13 protein-coding genes are annotated in these 15,426 nt (G+C 74.4%); 9 read left to right on the top strand and 4 right to left on the bottom strand.

All coding sequences use genetic code 11. The annotated features are described in order from the left end of the window. The first annotated feature begins 143 nt into the window (after window positions 1-143). On the top strand, window positions 144-1,226 hold the full coding sequence (locus tag ABH925_RS21745; protein WP_370150311.1) for a helix-turn-helix transcriptional regulator: 1,083 nt from the start codon (window positions 144-146) through the stop codon (window positions 1,224-1,226). A gap of 42 nt (window positions 1,227-1,268) precedes the next feature. Beyond that, complete coding sequence (locus ABH925_RS21740) at window positions 1,269-1,769, top strand: MarR family winged helix-turn-helix transcriptional regulator (RefSeq protein ID WP_370150310.1); 501 nt, start codon at window positions 1,269-1,271, stop codon at window positions 1,767-1,769. 38 nt (window positions 1,770-1,807) lie between these two features. On the opposite strand, the gene ABH925_RS21735 is transcribed toward ABH925_RS21740, so the two are convergent. Further along, on the bottom strand, window positions 1,808-2,305 hold the full coding sequence (locus tag ABH925_RS21735) for a methylated-DNA--[protein]-cysteine S-methyltransferase (protein ID WP_370150307.1): 498 nt from the start codon (window positions 2,303-2,305) through the stop codon (window positions 1,808-1,810). Continuing rightward, a complete protein-coding gene (locus ABH925_RS21730) occupies window positions 2,302-3,846 on the bottom strand; it encodes an AlkA N-terminal domain-containing protein (RefSeq protein ID WP_370150306.1) in 1,545 nt (514 codons plus the stop codon). The genes ABH925_RS21735 and ABH925_RS21730 overlap by 4 nt, the downstream gene beginning before the upstream one ends. Window positions 3,847-4,067: 221 nt before the next feature. Here ABH925_RS21730 and ABH925_RS21725 point away from each other — a divergent pair, with 221 nt between their 5' ends. Beyond that, entirely contained in the window at window positions 4,068-4,559 is a 492-nt protein-coding gene (locus ABH925_RS21725; protein ID WP_370150304.1) for a rhodanese-like domain-containing protein, read from the top strand. 14 nt (window positions 4,560-4,573) lie between these two features. Here the strand turns inward: ABH925_RS21725 and ABH925_RS21720 are convergent, their stop codons facing one another. Together ABH925_RS21720 and rsgA are read right to left on the bottom strand one after the other, a co-directional pair. Further along, window positions 4,574-5,263, bottom strand: a complete 690-nt coding sequence (locus ABH925_RS21720) for a DUF4230 domain-containing protein (protein ID WP_370150302.1) — start codon at window positions 5,261-5,263, stop codon at window positions 4,574-4,576. Between the two features lie 93 nt (window positions 5,264-5,356). Then, window positions 5,357-6,454, bottom strand: a complete 1,098-nt coding sequence (rsgA, locus tag ABH925_RS21715) for a ribosome small subunit-dependent GTPase A (RefSeq protein WP_370150301.1) — start codon at window positions 6,452-6,454, stop codon at window positions 5,357-5,359. Between the two features lie 355 nt (window positions 6,455-6,809). On the opposite strand from rsgA, the gene ABH925_RS21710 reads away from it, so the two are divergent. From ABH925_RS21710 to ABH925_RS21685, 6 genes are all read left to right on the top strand, one after another. Beyond that, on the top strand, window positions 6,810-7,310 hold the full coding sequence (locus tag ABH925_RS21710) for a CU044_2847 family protein (RefSeq protein ID WP_370150300.1): 501 nt from the start codon (window positions 6,810-6,812) through the stop codon (window positions 7,308-7,310). A gap of 7 nt (window positions 7,311-7,317) precedes the next feature. Next, window positions 7,318-9,210: a trypsin-like peptidase domain-containing protein gene (locus tag ABH925_RS21705; protein WP_370150298.1), complete on the top strand. Its 1,893-nt coding sequence runs from the start codon at window positions 7,318-7,320 to the stop codon at window positions 9,208-9,210. 112 nt (window positions 9,211-9,322) lie between these two features. Next, window positions 9,323-10,348, top strand: coding sequence for an AAA family ATPase (locus tag ABH925_RS21700; RefSeq protein ID WP_370150296.1), 1,026 nt, complete (start codon window positions 9,323-9,325; stop codon window positions 10,346-10,348). Between the two features lie 6 nt (window positions 10,349-10,354). Continuing rightward, on the top strand, window positions 10,355-13,546 hold the full coding sequence (locus tag ABH925_RS21695) for an SAV_2336 N-terminal domain-related protein (RefSeq protein WP_370150294.1): 3,192 nt from the start codon (window positions 10,355-10,357) through the stop codon (window positions 13,544-13,546). 161 nt (window positions 13,547-13,707) lie between these two features. Then, the gene (locus tag ABH925_RS21690) at window positions 13,708-14,049 is read left to right on the top strand and encodes a hypothetical protein (protein ID WP_370150293.1); all 342 of its coding nucleotides are present in this window, start codon (window positions 13,708-13,710) and stop codon (window positions 14,047-14,049) included. Window positions 14,050-14,105: 56 nt separating this feature from the next. Beyond that, window positions 14,106-15,365, top strand: coding sequence for an FxsB family cyclophane-forming radical SAM/SPASM peptide maturase (locus ABH925_RS21685; RefSeq protein ID WP_370150292.1), 1,260 nt, complete (start codon window positions 14,106-14,108; stop codon window positions 15,363-15,365). The last annotated feature ends 61 nt before the right edge of the window (window positions 15,366-15,426 follow it).

Here is a 15,426-nt window from a genome sequence, read left to right as displayed (position 1 = left end):
GCACCTCCCCGCTGACACTCCCGGCGCGCCCGTCCGGCTACGCAAAACCGCTCCCAGCAGGCATGATGACGACCGGCACCACCCTCGTGCTGCAAGGCGCCGCAGGGATCAGCCCGCGGCCACATCCTGAACCGGGTGATCAGATGCTGGGCTTCGTCGGACTGGACGAGGAGGGCGAAGAGGTCTACCGCCTCCTGGTCGGGCTCGGCGCCGCCTCGGGCGAGGAACTCGCGCACAAGCTCGCGCTGCCCGGCGAGGCCGTCGCCCGCGCGCTCGCCGGCCTGGAGCGCCTGGGGCTGGTCGCCGTGTCGCCCACCCTGCCCGGGCAGCATGTCGCCGCGCCGCCGGCGGTCGCGCTGGGGGCGGTGCTGTCGGCACGAAGACACGAGCTCAAGCAGGCCGAACTCGCGGTCGAGAGCCTGGCCCAGGAGTACCGCCGCAACGCCGTCGGGCTCGGCCCGAACGACCTGGTGGAACCGGTGGTCGGCGCCGACGCCGTGCGGCACCGGTTCGAGCAGCTGCAACTCGGCGCGGAGCGCGAACTGCTGGCGCTGGTCACGCACTCCCCCATGGTGGTCAGCGGCCGGGACAACAACGCCGAGCCGGCGGCGGTGGCGCGCGGGGTCAACTACCGTGTGGTCATCGAACGGGCGGCACTGGACGCACCGGGCGGGCTGCCGGTGGTGACGGCGGCTCTGGAGCGCAACGAGCAGGTTCGGGTCGCGGACCGGGTGCCCACCAAGCTGCTGGTCGCGGACCGTTCGTTGGCCATGGTGCCGCTGCGGCCGCTGGCCGCGCCCGGCGGCGAGCCGTCCACCCTGGTGGTACGGGCCGGTGGCCTGCTGGAGAGCCTGGTCGGACTGTTCGAATCGGTGTGGGCACAGGCCCTGCCGCTGCGCCTGAGTCACAGCCACAGCCTCAGCCACAACCCGGAAGGCTCTGCCGACCCGGCACGCTCCGCGGGCCCGTCGGGTTCCGCGGACGGGACCGGTCCGGCGGAGGCCACGGTGGTGGTCGAGGCCGGGGATCAGCCGGACGGGGTCGACCTGCAGATCCTGTCGATGCTGCTGGTGGGAATGACCGACGCCAGCGTCGCCAAGCAGCTCGACCTCGGCCTGCGGACGGTGCAACGGCGGGTGAAGCGGCTGATGGACATCGCCTCGGTGACCACCCGGATGCAGCTCGGCTGGCATGCCTTCGAACGCGGCTGGGTGGCGCGCACCTGATCAGCGACGTCTGCTGTCGGTGCTGGTCGTTATCCTTTGCGCATGTCTGACCCCGACCTCGCCATCACCGCCGCTCCCGATCAGGTCCAGCGCCTCACCGACGTGGTGACCCGGCTGCGCCGAGCGCTGCGGAGCAGCATCCGCACCGACTACCCCTGGGAGTCGCTGCCGATGGCGCAGGTGGAACTGCTGCAGACGCTCGCGGCGGGGCCGTTGCGGGTGGGCGAGTTGGCGACCCGTCAGCGACTCGCTCCGAACACCGTGAGCGGGCTGATCGGCAAGCTGCTGGACGCGGGCTTCGTGGACCGTCAGGCCGACCCCGGCGACCGCCGCACCGCGCGGATCGCCCTCACCGAGGCCGGGCTGCGCCAGCTGGCGGACTGGCAGCGGGCGCACGAACGGCGGATGGCCGCCGCGCTGGCCGCCCTGTCGGCGGAGGACAGCGCGGCGGTGATGAACGCCCTGGGCGGCCTGGAGCGTCTCGCCGCGGCGCTCGGCGCTGAGCAACAGGTCGAGCAGCAGGTCGAGCATCCGTCGGAGTAGCGCCCCGGTCGGTCGGTGGATCCGGCGACCCCGTCCGGTCAGCCGAACAGTGTCTGGTCCGCCGCTTCGAGCCGCAGCAGATGGCGCTTGGCGTCCAGCCCGGCCGCGAAACCGGTCAACGAGCCGTTGGCACCGATCACCCGGTGGCAGGGGCGGACGATCAGCAGCGGGTTCGCGCCGATCGCCCCGGCGACCGCGCGTACCGCGTTCGGCGGCTGGCCCGCTGCCGCCGCCAGCTGCCCGTAGGTGACGGTGGTGCCGTACGGGATGGAGTCCAGCGCCTCCCAGACCCGGCGGCGGAACTCGGTGCCGCTGGGCGCGAGCGGCAGGTCGAACTCCTTGAGGTCGCCGGCGAAGTACGCGGTGAGCTGCGCCGCCGCCTCCTCGAAGGGGGCGGGGTCGGCGATCCAGTCCGGGTCGGGCCTGCTCACCTGCCCCTTGGTGTCCGGGGCGAGCACGTGGGTGAGCCGGCCCTGCTCGTCGGCGACCAGCAGCAGCGGGCCGAACGGGGAGTCCATGGTGGTGTAGCGGGTCATCGGTCGCTCCGGGAAGAGGTGGCAGAAGGGTCGGGGGCCTGCGTGGTGGCGGGCTGCGCGGTGGCGGGCTGCGGAGTGGAGGCCTGCGGGCTGGAGAGCGCGGCCCACAGGTGGTGGACGGCGTAGGAGCGCCAGGGTCGCCAGGCGGCGGTGTCCGGCGCGTCGGGTGCGTTCGCGGCGCGCAGGCCGTGCCGCACGCCGATGTCGGTGGGCAGGTAGGCGTCCGGGTCGGCGAGCGCCCGCATCCGCACGTAGGACACCGTCCACGGGCCGATGCCGGGGAGGGCGAGCAGTGCCGCCGAGGCCGCCTCCCGGTCCACTCCCGGCCGGAGGTCGACGTCACCGGAGGCGAGCGCCGCGCACATGCCGCGCAGCGCCCGCTGCCGGGCGCCGGGCATGGCGAGGTCCGCCGGATCGGTTTCGGCGAGGGCCGCCGCCGTGGGGAAGAGCCGGGTCAGGCCGCCGCTCGGGGCGGCCAGCGGCTCTCCGTAGCGCTCCGCCAGCCGTCCCGCCAGGGTCCGCGCCGCAGCGACGGTGACCTGCTGGCCGAGGACGGCGCGGGCGGCCAGCTCGTGCGGGTCGACGTGCCCGGGCGAGCGCAGCCCTGGGCGGGCGGCGACCAGCGGGCCGAGGTACGGGTCCGCGCCGAGGGTGCGGTCGACCGCGTCCGGGTCGGCGTCCAGGTCGAACAGGGCCCGCAGCCGCTGCACCGCGGCCGCGAGGTCGCGGAGGCTGGCCAGTTGCAGCCGGCAGTCCAGCCAGGCCTGCCGCCCGCGCGGCTCGTCCACCTCGGCGATGCCCGGACCGCCGGGCAGCGCCAGGGTGCGACGGTAGCCGCGCAGCCCGGTGCCGTGCCGGACGATCTCCTCGACGCCCGGGACCGCGCGCAGCGCCAGAAAGTCGAACAGGTGCTCGGCGTCCAGCGGCTCGCGGTGGGCCAGCCGCAGCGCGATCGTGCCGGGCACCGTGGTCGCGGCCGGCCGCGCGGACTTCGTCCGCAGCTCGCTCGGGGTCAGCCCGTAGACGTCGCGGATGGTGTCGTTGAACTGGCGCACGCTGGCGAAACCGGCGGCGAAGGCCGTGTCGGTGACGCTGAGGTCGGTGGTCTGCAACAGCAGCCGCGCGGTGTGGGCGCGCTGGGAGCGGGCCAGCGCCTGCGGCCCGGCGCCGAGCTCGGCGACCAGCTCGCGGGTGAGGTGGCGCTCGCTGTAGCCGAGGCGCGCGGCGAGACCGGTGACGCCCTCCCGGTCGACGACACCGTCCCCGATCATCCGCATGGCGCGGCCGACCAGGTCCGCCCGCAGGTTCCAGTCCGGCGAGCCGGGCACGGCGTCCGGACGGCAGCGACGGCAGGCCCGGTAGCCGGCGCCCTGCGCGGCGGCGGCGGAGGGGTAGAAGTGGACGTTCTGACGCTTGGGGGTCATCGCCGGGCAGCTGGGACGGCAGTAGATGCCGGTAGTGCGGACTGCTGTGAAGAACACCCCGTCGAAGCGGGCGTCCCGGCTGCTCACGGCCCGGTAGCTGGTCTCTTCGTCAATCACAGGGTCCAGTCTGCGGTATCCGGAAGGGTGCGACTAGCGGCGATCGGACATGGCGATGGCGCCCGATGGCGGTCCTGATGCGGGCTGGCGGGATCTTGGTGGACGGGGGCGTTCACGCCACTCGTCCGCCCCGGCCCGGGCACGCGACGATCAATCCATCGACGCAGTGAGCGTCGGGCACATCGCCACTCGTCAGTACGACGGAACCAGGAGCCCCGACCATGACCGCCAACACCACCACCGCCGCCCACACCGCCGGCGCCGTCCTCGGCGTCGCCCCGGCCGCCCCCGCCGAGGCCGCCGCCCACTTCGCCGCACGGCTGGCGTTCGAGGCCGACGTCTCCGACGTGCACGCGGACCTCGCCTCGGGCGCCCCCGGCATCGTCGTGGTCGACTCGCGCAGTGCGGCCTCCTGGGCCCAGGGCCGGATTCCCGGCGCGATCCACATCCCCACCGCGCAGATCGCCGAGCTCGCGCCCACGCTCGTCGACCCTTCGCTGACCGTCGTCACCTACTGCTGGGGCCCCGGCTGCAACGGTGCGACCCGCGCCGCGCTCGCCTTCGCCCGGCTCGGCTACAGCGTCAAGGAGATGCTCGGCGGCTACGAGTACTGGGTCCGCGAGGGCTTCGACACCCTGGCCGGCACCACCTCCGTCACCAACCCGATCGACCCGCTGACCGCCCCCTCCTCCGGCATCGCCTGCGCCTGCTGACGCAGACGGGGTCGTCAGTAGCCCACCGAGACCGTGCTGAAGCCGAGCGAGCGCAGCAGACCCTGGAGCATGGCGGTGGTGTTGACCTCGGCGCGGGCGGTGAGGCCGCTGGCACCGGCCGCGGTCTGGATCTTCTGCACGGCGAGGATGTTGAGCTGCTGCTGGTCGTTGGGGTCGCCGGAGAAGAAGTCGGCGACGCGGTTGAAGAATCCGCGCTGCTCGGCGAAGACGTAGGACCGCTTGGGATCCAGCGCCGCCTGGGCGAGTTGGGCATGCGGCAGCACGATGACGGCGCTGGTCCGGTCGGCGTTGACGGTGACCTGGGCCTTGCCGAGGTCGACATAGGAGTCCACGGTTCCGGCCGCCACATACAGGGTCCGGTGGCCGAGCAGAGCCGAGGGCAGGAACCTGGCCTCTGAGTCGAGGTCGACGACGATCTGGAAGTTGCCCGCCGCCGCGTCGTAACGGCTCATGTTCTCGATCGACTGCAGCACGGCGGGCTGGCTGCGGTCCACCTGCCGGGTGCCGAAGGGATTGGGGAGCCCCGGAAGCCAGTTGAACCTCCCGGCCGCGATGAACAGGGCGGCGATCACCGCGAAGGTGACCGGGAGGGAGACGTACCAGGGGACGCGTCGGCGCCGGTACCGGGGCTCGCGGACCTCGGCCGGCCGCTCGGTCGCCGGGTCGCCACGGACAGGTCTCATGGATGCTCTCCTCTGCCGGCAGGCGGTCAGGGCACCGTTGCGGCGCCCTGACGTCTACCTACCCCCGTTGCGGCCGACCTCACCGGGCAGGGGTCAACGGCGGCCCTTGGCCCGCATCGCGGCGGCGCCCTCCCTGCCGATGGCCTTCCAGTGCTTGAGCCGCTCCGCCCGTAGCCGCTGGTCGGTGCGCGAGGCGATCCAGGCGTTCTCGCGCAGCAGCTTGCGGTAGCTGTCGAGTCGACGCTGCGTCAGCAGGCCGTCCTCGATCGCCTCCTGGACCGCGCAGCCGGGTTCGCCGAGATGGGCGCAGTCGGCGAAGCGGCAGGACGCGGCGAGCTCCTCGATCTCCGAGAAGGTCTGCTGCAGCCCGTCCGCGGAGTCGAACATCCCGACGCCGCGCAGCCCGGGGGTGTCGATGAGCACCCCTCCACCGCCGGACAGCGGCAGCAACTCCCTTGCCGTGGTGGTGTGCCGGCCCTTGCCGTCGCCGGCGATCGACTGGACCGTCATCACGTCCGCGCCGACCAGCGCGTTGGCGAGGGTGGACTTGCCCGCGCCGGACTGGCCGACCAGCGCACTGGTGCCGGGCAGGCAGGAGGCGAGCACCTCGATGCCGCGACCGGTGACGGCGCTGACGACGATCACGTCCGCACCGGGAGTGATCGCGTCCACGTCCTCGCGGACGTGGACGGCGTCGGTCGCCAGGTCCGCCTTGGTCAGGGCCACCAGCGGCTGCGCGCCGGACTCCCAGGCCAGCGCCATGAAGCGCTCGACCCGGCCGAGGTCGGGTGCGGCGGCCAGCGAGACGGCGATCACCACGGTGTCGACGTTGGCCGCCAGCACCTGGCCGTCGGAGCGCTTGGACGAGGTGGACCGCACCATCGCGGTGCGCCGCGGCAGCAGCGCCTGCACGTACGTCCCGGCCGCGGAGACGGAGACCGCGGCCCAGTCGCCGGTGCAGGCCCAGTCCAGTGGATCGTGCGCGACCACCGGGGCGATGTCCGCACGGACCGAGACCGTCCGGTCGGCTTCGGCGACCACGACCTCACAGCGGCCGCGGTCGACCCGTACGATCCGGCCGGGGAGCAGCGCCGCGTCCGCGTGCGGGGCGAACTCGGCCGCCCAGCTGTCGTCCCAGCCGTAGCCGGCGAGCGGGTGCGAAGCAGCGGATGGGGGAAATGCGTTGAACACGGGAAACCCTTCGAAGGGTGGCCCCGGCAGCGCGCACAGCGCGCGGAAGTCAGCTCAGGTCAACCGGAGACCACAGGGGTGGGAATGACGAACTCCTCAGTGCGGGCAACGCCCACCGCAATGACAGTCATCAATGTCCTCACCTCCTGCATCCACGCTCGGTCACCGAACGCTCCGACGAAGGCCGCCCCCAGGCGGCCCCTCGAACGTCGATGACCCTACCGGCGCCCCTGCGGACCGCGCCACCGGTTTTCCGGGGGCGGCTCCGGCGCGGTGGCGGCGCCCTCGCACTCCAACAGTCCGTGGACTAACCTGACAGAGCGTCACGTGGGGCGGGAGTGGGAGGGGTAGCGCCATGAGCGAGCAGCCGAGAATCATCGAACTGCCGGACGGGGCACGGATCATGGCCAGGGTGACCCGGCTGGACCCGCCGGACGACCTTTTCGGCGCGCAGGCGGCCGGCGGCGCGGCGGGGGGCTCTCAGGGCTGGGGCTCCGAGCCCGCGCCTCCCGAGGTCGCGTATCCCGGCACTCCGGCCCCCGCGGCCGGGGTCCCCGGGAGCCGGAGTCCGGGGGCCGACGGGCCCGCCGCGCACGGCTGGGAGAACGTCGGCGCCTGGGACACCGTGGTGGCCAGGGTGGAGGGTCTGGGCGACATCGTGACCGGGGTGGCGCACTGGCTGCGGGACGCGGCCAAGGACGCCGCACCGGACGAGTGGCAGGTGACCTTCGGCGTCGAGCTCGCGGCCAGGCCGGGCAAGGCGGTGGCCCTGCTCGCCGACGGCAGCGTGGGCGCGAACCTGTCGGTCACCCTCACCTGGCGCCGGGAGTCCGGCCCTCCGCAGACCGGCGGCTGAGCCCGTGGTGGGGGCGGGGGCTGACGAGCAGGACGCCGAGTGGGCGGCGGGTGAGCTGGTCGGGCTGGCCCGGGCCGCCACGGTCGGCATCGGCGGTCCGCCGGGCGCTCCGAACCGGGTGGTGTGGGGCAGCGGGGTGCTGGTCGCCCCCGGCTGGGTGCTCACCTGCGCGCATGTGTTCGCCGACCAGGGGCGTACCCGCGGCCTGGGCGAGCGCGAGGACATCGGCGTCCAGATAGAGGGACAGACGCTGCGCGGCCGGGTGGCCTACTTCCTCGGCGACGAGGGCCCGGACTCCCGGCACGACCCGGACCTGGCGCTGGTGGCGCTGCGGGATCCGCCGCCGCGTCAGCCGGTCGCCTGGCTCGGCGACCGCGACCCGGTGCTGTGCGAGAACGCCCACCTGTTCGGCTACCAGGACCGGGCCGGGGCGACCGCGTTCGACGCGGTGGACTCCACCTGCCGGGTCAGCGGCAAGGAGGGCCGCGCCACCCTGGTCTCCGACGTGACGCTGCTGCGCAACGGCTACTCCGGCGGCCCGCTGGTGGACTTCCTGCGCGGCGAGCTGGTGGGCGTGGTCAAGGCCAGGCAGGGCTCCACCGTCGGCATGGTGCTGCCGCTGGACGAGCTGCGCCGACTGGGCCCGGAGCACGGCCGGCCGGGCGCCCCGGACCTCGGGACCGAGCCGTACCACGAGCTGCTGCGGCTGCACGACGCCTGGCATGTGGAGCTCCAGGACCTGGACCGGCGCACCGGCGCGACCTGGACCGACGTACGGCGCCGGCTGGCCCGGCAGGCCAGCACCTGGGACCCGCTGGACCGGCTGGAGGAGCTCGACTGGCTGTCGCGGCTGGCCCCGCCGTCCCATCCCCGGGTGGTGGAGCGGGTGATGCCGGCCTCGCACGACCGGGAGGTGGGCGACTGGCCGTTCCCGCTGCGTACCTGGCGCGACGGCTACGCGCTGCTCGGCGACCGCCAGCTGGAGCACCTCAACTACCTGCGCAAGGTGGTCCGCGAGGTGGAACTGGCCGAGCGCCGCTCGGGCGCGCAGCCGAGCCAGGCCACCCAGGGGCTGGCCGACTGGATCCGCAAACGGCGCCGGGCGCTGGACTGGACCGAGCGGATCAGGATCGGTCCGATGGACTGGCTGCCGAACTCGATACTGGTCGAGATCGAACCGCTGATCGGCTACGAGAACCAGCCGACGTACTACCGCTGGAGCATCAGCAACGGCTACGGCTCGGGCGAGTGGAAACCGGCCCGGGTCGGCGACGACTGGGCCCAGCTGACTCTGGACGAGGCCCTCGGCGAGGTCCGCGACCTGCTCGGCGAGGTGCTGGAGCAGGCGGACGGGGACGCCTTCCCGGTGCGGCTGGAGATCGCCGCGCCGATGGAGCAGCTGCTCACGCCCGCCCACACCTGGCGCACCAGGGACGGACTGCTGGGCACGGACCGGGAGGTGGTGCTGCGGCACTCCGCGCGCCGGGGCGAGCCGGACAGCCGCTGGGTCCGGCACTGGCAGCGGCTCGCCGCCGCGGAGCACCTGCGGGCCCGCGCGATGGGCGATCCGGACCAGTCGTTCCTGGACGGCGAGGTCCCGGTGCTGTGCCGGCACCGGGACCGCCCGGGGGCGGACGCCGCGGCGGTACGGGCGGTGCTGGACGACGGCCACGCGGTCGCGGTCTGGCGCGAGCACATCGGCGCGCACCCGGACTGCGACCCGCACTGCGCGGAGTTCAAGGAGCTGGTCGGCACCTGGATCGAGCAGCACAAGGTGAGCGAACTGCCCTGGCGGCTCAAGGAACTGCGCAGCGCGGCGCACGAGGGGCACGACCCCGGGCAGGCCTGGGCCCGGAGCCTGGTGCTGCTCTACGACGACCCGGGCAACCCGCTGCCGTGACGCGGCGATTGTCGCGGAGTTGTGCCCGGGCGGCGTCTTGGTACGGCGCATACGCTGCCCTACGGTAGTGAGTACGGGGAGCGACGACGGCGTGGGCGACGAGGAGCGAGATGTGAGCGAGTGGTTGATCTACCGCGGCACGGGCGCACCCCACGACGGGATCTCCGACCTGCCTCCCGCACCGCCCTGGCGTGACTTCGACGGCGGCCCGCTGGTGCCGCCGGCCGCCCCGCTGGACGCCGCCACCGAGCGCCGCCTCGGCGTGCAGCGCCGGCAGGCCCGCAACCACCGCCCCGGCACCCGGGAGCGGGAACTGGTCAACGCCGCGCTCTACCTGCGCCGCCCGCTGCTGGTGACCGGCGACCCGGGCAGCGGCAAGAGCACCCTGGCCCACTCCGTCGCCTACGAGCTGGGCCTGGGCCGGGTGCTGCGCTGGCCGATCGTCAGCCGCACCGTGCTGCGGGACGGCCTCTACCAGTACGACGCGCTGGGACGTTTGCAGGACCTGCAGTTCGAGCGGGTGGCCGGCCAGCCCGGCCGGTACGCGGACGAACCCGACGGCGGAATCGGACGGTACGTCAGACTCGGTCCGCTGGGCACCGCCCTGCTGCCCAGCGCGCAGCCCCGGGTGCTGCTGGTCGACGAGTTGGACAAGAGCGACATCGACCTGCCGAACGACCTCCTGAACGTGCTGGAGGAGGGCGAGTTCACGATTCCGGAACTGGAACGGATCGCGGACCGGACACCCGAAGTGCGGGTGCTCTGCGACGACGGCACCACGGTGCTGGTACGCGAGGGCCGGGTGCGCTGCCGCGCGTTCCCCTTCATCGTGCTCACCAGCAACGGCGAACGGGACTTCCCGATACCGCTGCTGCGCCGCTGCCTGCACCTGCAACTGGAGCCGCCGGACAAGGAGCGGCTGGCCGGGATGGTGCGCGCGCACTTCGGCGACACCGCCGCCGAGCGCCACGAACCGGTGATCGACAGCTTCCTGGCCAGGGCCCCCGGCGACATGCGCGCGATCGACCAGCTGCTCAACGCCATCCACCTGACCCAGCAGGCGGACTGGCCCGAGGGCGACGACACCAGGCAACGGCTGACCTCGGAGCTGCTCCGTCCGCTCGACCGGGCCCGGTGAACGTCGATGCCGGATCCGGCGCCGCGGCGATCCCTGTCCGACCTGGTCGGCACCCTGCGGGAGGCGGGGATCGACCTCGACGCGGAGGAGCTGGCCGACGCCTTCTGGCTGTCGCAGTGGCTTCCGGCCGATCTGCCCTCGACGACGGAGGCCCCGGGCCGGGCCGGGTCGGCCGAGACCGGGGCCGTTCCGGCTGAGCAGGGCCGGTCCCGGGACGGCGGCCCGCCGTCCCGGCGCGGCATCGGACTGCTGCCGCGCCGCGCCGCGGGCCTGCTCGCCGCCACTCCGGTGGCCGCGCTCGGCGACATCGGCGTCCCCTCCGGCACCCCGCTGCCCGCGCCGCTGGCGCTGCAGCGCGCGCTGCGCCCGTTCCAGCGCTACCTGCCCCGGATCCGCCCGGCCCGTACCGAGCTGGACGAGGACGCCACCGCCGAGCGCAGTGCCCGGCTGGGGCTGGTGCTGCCGGTGCTGCGCGAGGTGCCGCGGCGCGAGGCCGAACTGCAGCTGCTGATGGACGGCTCCACGGCGATGGCGGTCTGGGAGCCGATGCTGTGGCAGCTCCGTGACATCGCCGAGCAGGTGGGCGCCTTCCGCAAGGTCTCGGTGCACTACCTGCGTCCCACCGCGGACGGCGAGGGGGTCGGCGCGGCCAGGAACCGGGAGGAGCCGCCCCGTTCCGCCGAAGAGCTCTACGATCCCACCGGGCGCCGGGTCAGCCTGGTGGTCAGCGACTGCATGGGGGCGCTGTGGCAGGGCGGCGCGCTGCAGCGACTGCTCTGCCGCTGGGCCGCGCACACCCCGGTCGCGCTGATCCAGCCGCTGCCGCAGCGGCTCTGGGACCGCACCGCGCTGCCGGTGGCGGCCGGGCGGCTGCGCCGCCGCGGCGGCAGTTACCGGGCCCCGGAGTTCCTCGGCCCACGCGCGCCGGAGCGGCTCGGGCCGGCCCTGCCGCTGCCGGTACTCAGCCCGGAGCCGGCCGCGCTCGGCGCCTGGTCCCGGCTCGCCGGCGGCAGCGGCGGGCTCACCGTGCGCTGCGCCGCGGCCTGGATCGGCGCGAACGGCGGCGGCACACCGCTGCCCCGCCCGGAGCCGGTACCGGACGAGGCCGAGGAGCTGCTGCACCGCTTCGAGCGCCAGGCCTCGCCGCCGGCCCGGCAGTTGGCGATGCACCTGTCCGCCGCCGCGCTGACCATGCCGGTGATCCTGCTGGTGCAGCGCGCCATGCTGCCGCAGACCGGGCCCACCGAGCTGGCCGAGGTGCTGATCAGCGATCTGCTCACACCCCGGCGGGGGAACGGGCCGCAGCCGGACGGCGAGCTCTGGTTCGACTTCGCCCCCGGCGTGCGCGACCTGCTGCTGAGCCGGCTGACGGTCAGTGAGGCCGCACTGGTGCTCAAGCACTGCTCGCTCTACATCGAACGGACCTTCGGGCACGGCGCCCGCAATCTTCCGGCCGTCGCCGTCGCCTACCTCTCCGACAGCCCGCGCGAGGCGCGCAGCGGAGCGGGCGCGGTGCCGGAGGCGTTCGCGCGGGTCTCCGAGAGCGTGCTGCGCCGCTTCGAACCGGCGCTGGCCCCGCTGGACGACCGGGCCCGTTCCGGCCAGGCCAGGCTGGACCGCTACCGGCGCGACGGTTTCGGCCGCGACCTGCTCGAAGCCGTGCAACTGCTGCGCGCGGCCGGGCCCCGGGGCCAGCTGCCGCTGGCCGAGGCGCTGGCCGCGTCCTGGCTGGTGTGGCACGACCCGGCGGTCCTGGACGAGGCGGAGCAGGTCGCGCAGGCGGCCCTGGACGCCGACGACGAACGCCGGGACGCGGTGACCGGCGTGCTGGCCGGAGTGCTGCTGGAGCGCGCCGGGCTGCACCATGCCGCGGGCGACTGGCACGCGGCGCAGGCCGACCTGCTGCGCTCGGAGGAGCTGTGGCGGATCGACCTGGCCGCCGCCGAGCCGTCCTCGCCGCGGCTGGCCGCCGCCGGCGTCGGCTACGCCGAGGTGCTGCGGCTGCAGTACCGGACCGAGGAGCAACTGCTGGCCGGCGACGGCGAGTCGGCCGCGGACCGGCGCGAGCGGCTGCGGCTGCTGGAGCAGGCCGAGGAGACGCTGAACGCGCTGCTGCCGCAGTGGCCGCCGCCGGCGCGACCGCCCCGGCTGGCACTGACGCTGGGGCGGGTGCTGCTGGACCGGGTACGCGCGGCGGAGCCCGAGCCGGACCCCGGCGCACAGCAGGAGCTGGTGCTCCGCGCGGTCGCGCTGCTGGGCTCCGGGCTCGGGCTGAGCTTCCCCGGCGCGGCCAGGCTGGAGCAGCAGGACCCCGAACCGGCGGACGGCTCCGCACCGGTACGGAGCCCTGAGGACGGTGAGGCGCTGCTGGACCTGGCCGAGGCGCTGCTGCTGCAGGACCGGTTGCTGCCGGCCGGCACGGTGGCCGTGGAGCGGGCCGAGCAGGTGCTGTGGCGGGTCGTCGACCTGGCCCGGGAGCGCGCGGACGACGCGCTGCAGGCCGAGGCGCTGCACCGGCTGGGACGGCTGCTGCTCGCCAACGGCAGCCACCCGGTGGACCGGGACCGGCTGCTGACGGCGGAACAGGTGCTCACCGACGCGCTGCTGCTGGTGCCGCTGGACGCGCCCAAACGGGCCGAGCTGCTGGCGAGCCGGGGCCGGGTGCTGCTGGAGCTGAACCCGGCGGGTCCCGGCCTGGACGAGGCGGTCAAGGCGCTGCGCGAGGCGGTCTCCGCGACCACCGAGCAGGACCCCGAACTGACCGCCAGGCGGCTGATGTTCGCCCAGGCGCTGCGGACCCGCTACCGGACCGCGGGGCGGCTGGCCGACCTCTACGAGGCCCAGTGGTCGCTGGAGCAGGCCGAGCGCGGCGCCCCCGAACCCGCGATCGAGGCCCGGGCCGGACTTGAACTGGGCGACGTGCGCTGGGAGCTGGGCCGGCGCGCGGACTCCGGGGAACTGCTGGAGGCGGCCTCGCTCGGCTACCTGCGCGCGGCCGACGCGGCCCAGCGCGCGGGCCTGCCGTTGCTCGCCGCCCGCGCGCACCACCGGCGCGGCGTGGTCCTGGAGGTGGTCGCGGGTCCCTGGCGGGCCAGGGAGGCCTACCGCAGGGCCTGGCAGCAGTGGCAGGCGGCCGGTGCGACCGGCGACCCGGAGGCGCTGCTGACCGAACAGCGCATTCGCGGACTGGAACCCTGATGTACGGGGAACATGAAGGCTGAGACGCCGAGCCGTCGGAACGTTCGGTCAGCGGGGCACCGAAACGCTGAGGCACAGAAACGTTCTTGCGACGGTGCGTCAGGGCGTCGCGGCGCCGGAGTGTCCGGACGCGGGAGCATCGAGGTACGGGGGAGGACGCCGTGAGCACAGCACAGACCGAACGGCCGACGACAGAGCCGGAGGCGGACGTGCGGACGGAGCCGCCGACGGGGCTGCGGACAGGGCTGCGGACCGGGCTGCGGGAGCCGCTGCCCGACTTCAGCGGCGTGCCGCTGGCCGCGGTGGCCGACGACACCCCCCACCCGGTGCTGTCCGCCGTGCTCACCGACCTGCTGTCGTGGTGGCCCGCGCCCGAGGAGGCCGTGGCCGAGTTCGACGACGGCGCCACCACCGACGCCGCTCCGGCCCGCCCCGCGACCGCCCGTGCCGCGACCGCCCGTGCCGACGGCCCGTCCGACCACGCCGCGGCACCGCGCGGCTGACGTCCGCGGCCGGGACGGGACCGGCCGCACCGACACCGACGGGGGGCCAGTCCGGCATGTCCGGTCCATCCGCGCCAGACGACCGTACCGGGCCCTCCCCCGCGCCCTGGCCGCTCACGCTGCTGGACGTACCGGCACTGCGCCGGGCCGGCACCGCCCCGGTGCCGTTCAACCAGTTCGTGCTCAAGCTGCACAGCCGCTGCAATCTGGCCTGCGACTACTGCTACATCTACGAGAGCGCGGACCACACCTGGCGGGACCGCCCGGTGCAGCTGTCCGCCCGCACCGGGCAGCGGGCGGTGGCCCGGATCGCCGAGCACGTCAGGACGCACCGGCTGACCGCGATCCGGGTCGAACTGCACGGCGGCGAGCCGCTGCTGCGCGGCGCCGGCCCGCTGGTGGCGCTGGCCGACCAGCTGCGCGCGGCGCTGCCGCCCTGGTGCACGGCCAGGATCACCGTGCAGACCAACGGGACACTGCTGACCGAACGCGGCCTGGCCCGGCTGGCCGAGGCCGGGATCAGGGTGGGACTGAGCCTGGACGGCGGCACCGCCGAGCTGAACCGGCACCGGATCGACCACGCCGGCCGCCCGTCCTGGCCCGCGGCCGCCCGCGCCGCGCGGCTGCTGCAGCGACACCCGGAGAGCTACGCGGGGGTGCTCACCACCATCGACGTGGAGAGTCCCCCCGAGGCCGTGCTCACCTCGCTGCTGGCGCTGCGTCCGCCGTCGCTGGCGCTGCTGCTGCCGCACGCCAACTGGAGCGCGCGGCCGCCCGGCGCTCCGGGCCGGTACGGGGACTGGCTGGCCGAGGTGTTCGACCTGTGGTGGGGCGCGGAGCTTCCCGGGCCGCCGATACGGCTGTTCCGCGAGATCGTCGGCCTGCTGCTGGGCCGCCCCAGCACCACCGAGGCGGTCGGGCTCTCCCCGGTGGCCGCGGTGATCGTCGACACCGACGGATCGATCGAGCAGGTCGACGCGCTGCGCTCGGCGTACCACGGTGCCGCCGGCACCGGTCTCGACGTGTTCCGGCACAGCTTCGACGCCGCCCTGGAGCATCCCGGAGTCGCCGCCCGACAGCTCGGCCTGGCGGGCCTGTCGGCACAGTGCCGGCAGTGCTCGCTGGTGCGGGTCTGCGGCGGCGGCAACTACACCCACCGCTACCGCCGGGGGGAGGGTTTCCTTAACCCTTCCGTGTACTGCGCCGATCTCGAACGGCTGATCCGCCATGTGGCGCAGTCGCTCGAAAAAGCACTGCAAGAGGGCCCGGCAGGCCCCGTGCCACACCCCAAAACGCCGCTGGAGCGGTATTTTTGACCCCCAGCCAGATTGCCCTAACCTGGCCACCCGATCCGGTGGCCGAGCCGCCCGCAGCCTC

Source organism: Streptacidiphilus sp. EB129 (genome assembly GCF_041262645.1).
GTDB lineage: Bacteria > Actinomycetota > Actinomycetes > Streptomycetales > Streptomycetaceae > Streptacidiphilus.
The sequence above is the reverse complement of the archived record's forward strand: the minus strand, read 5'-3'. Positions and strand labels throughout refer to the sequence as shown.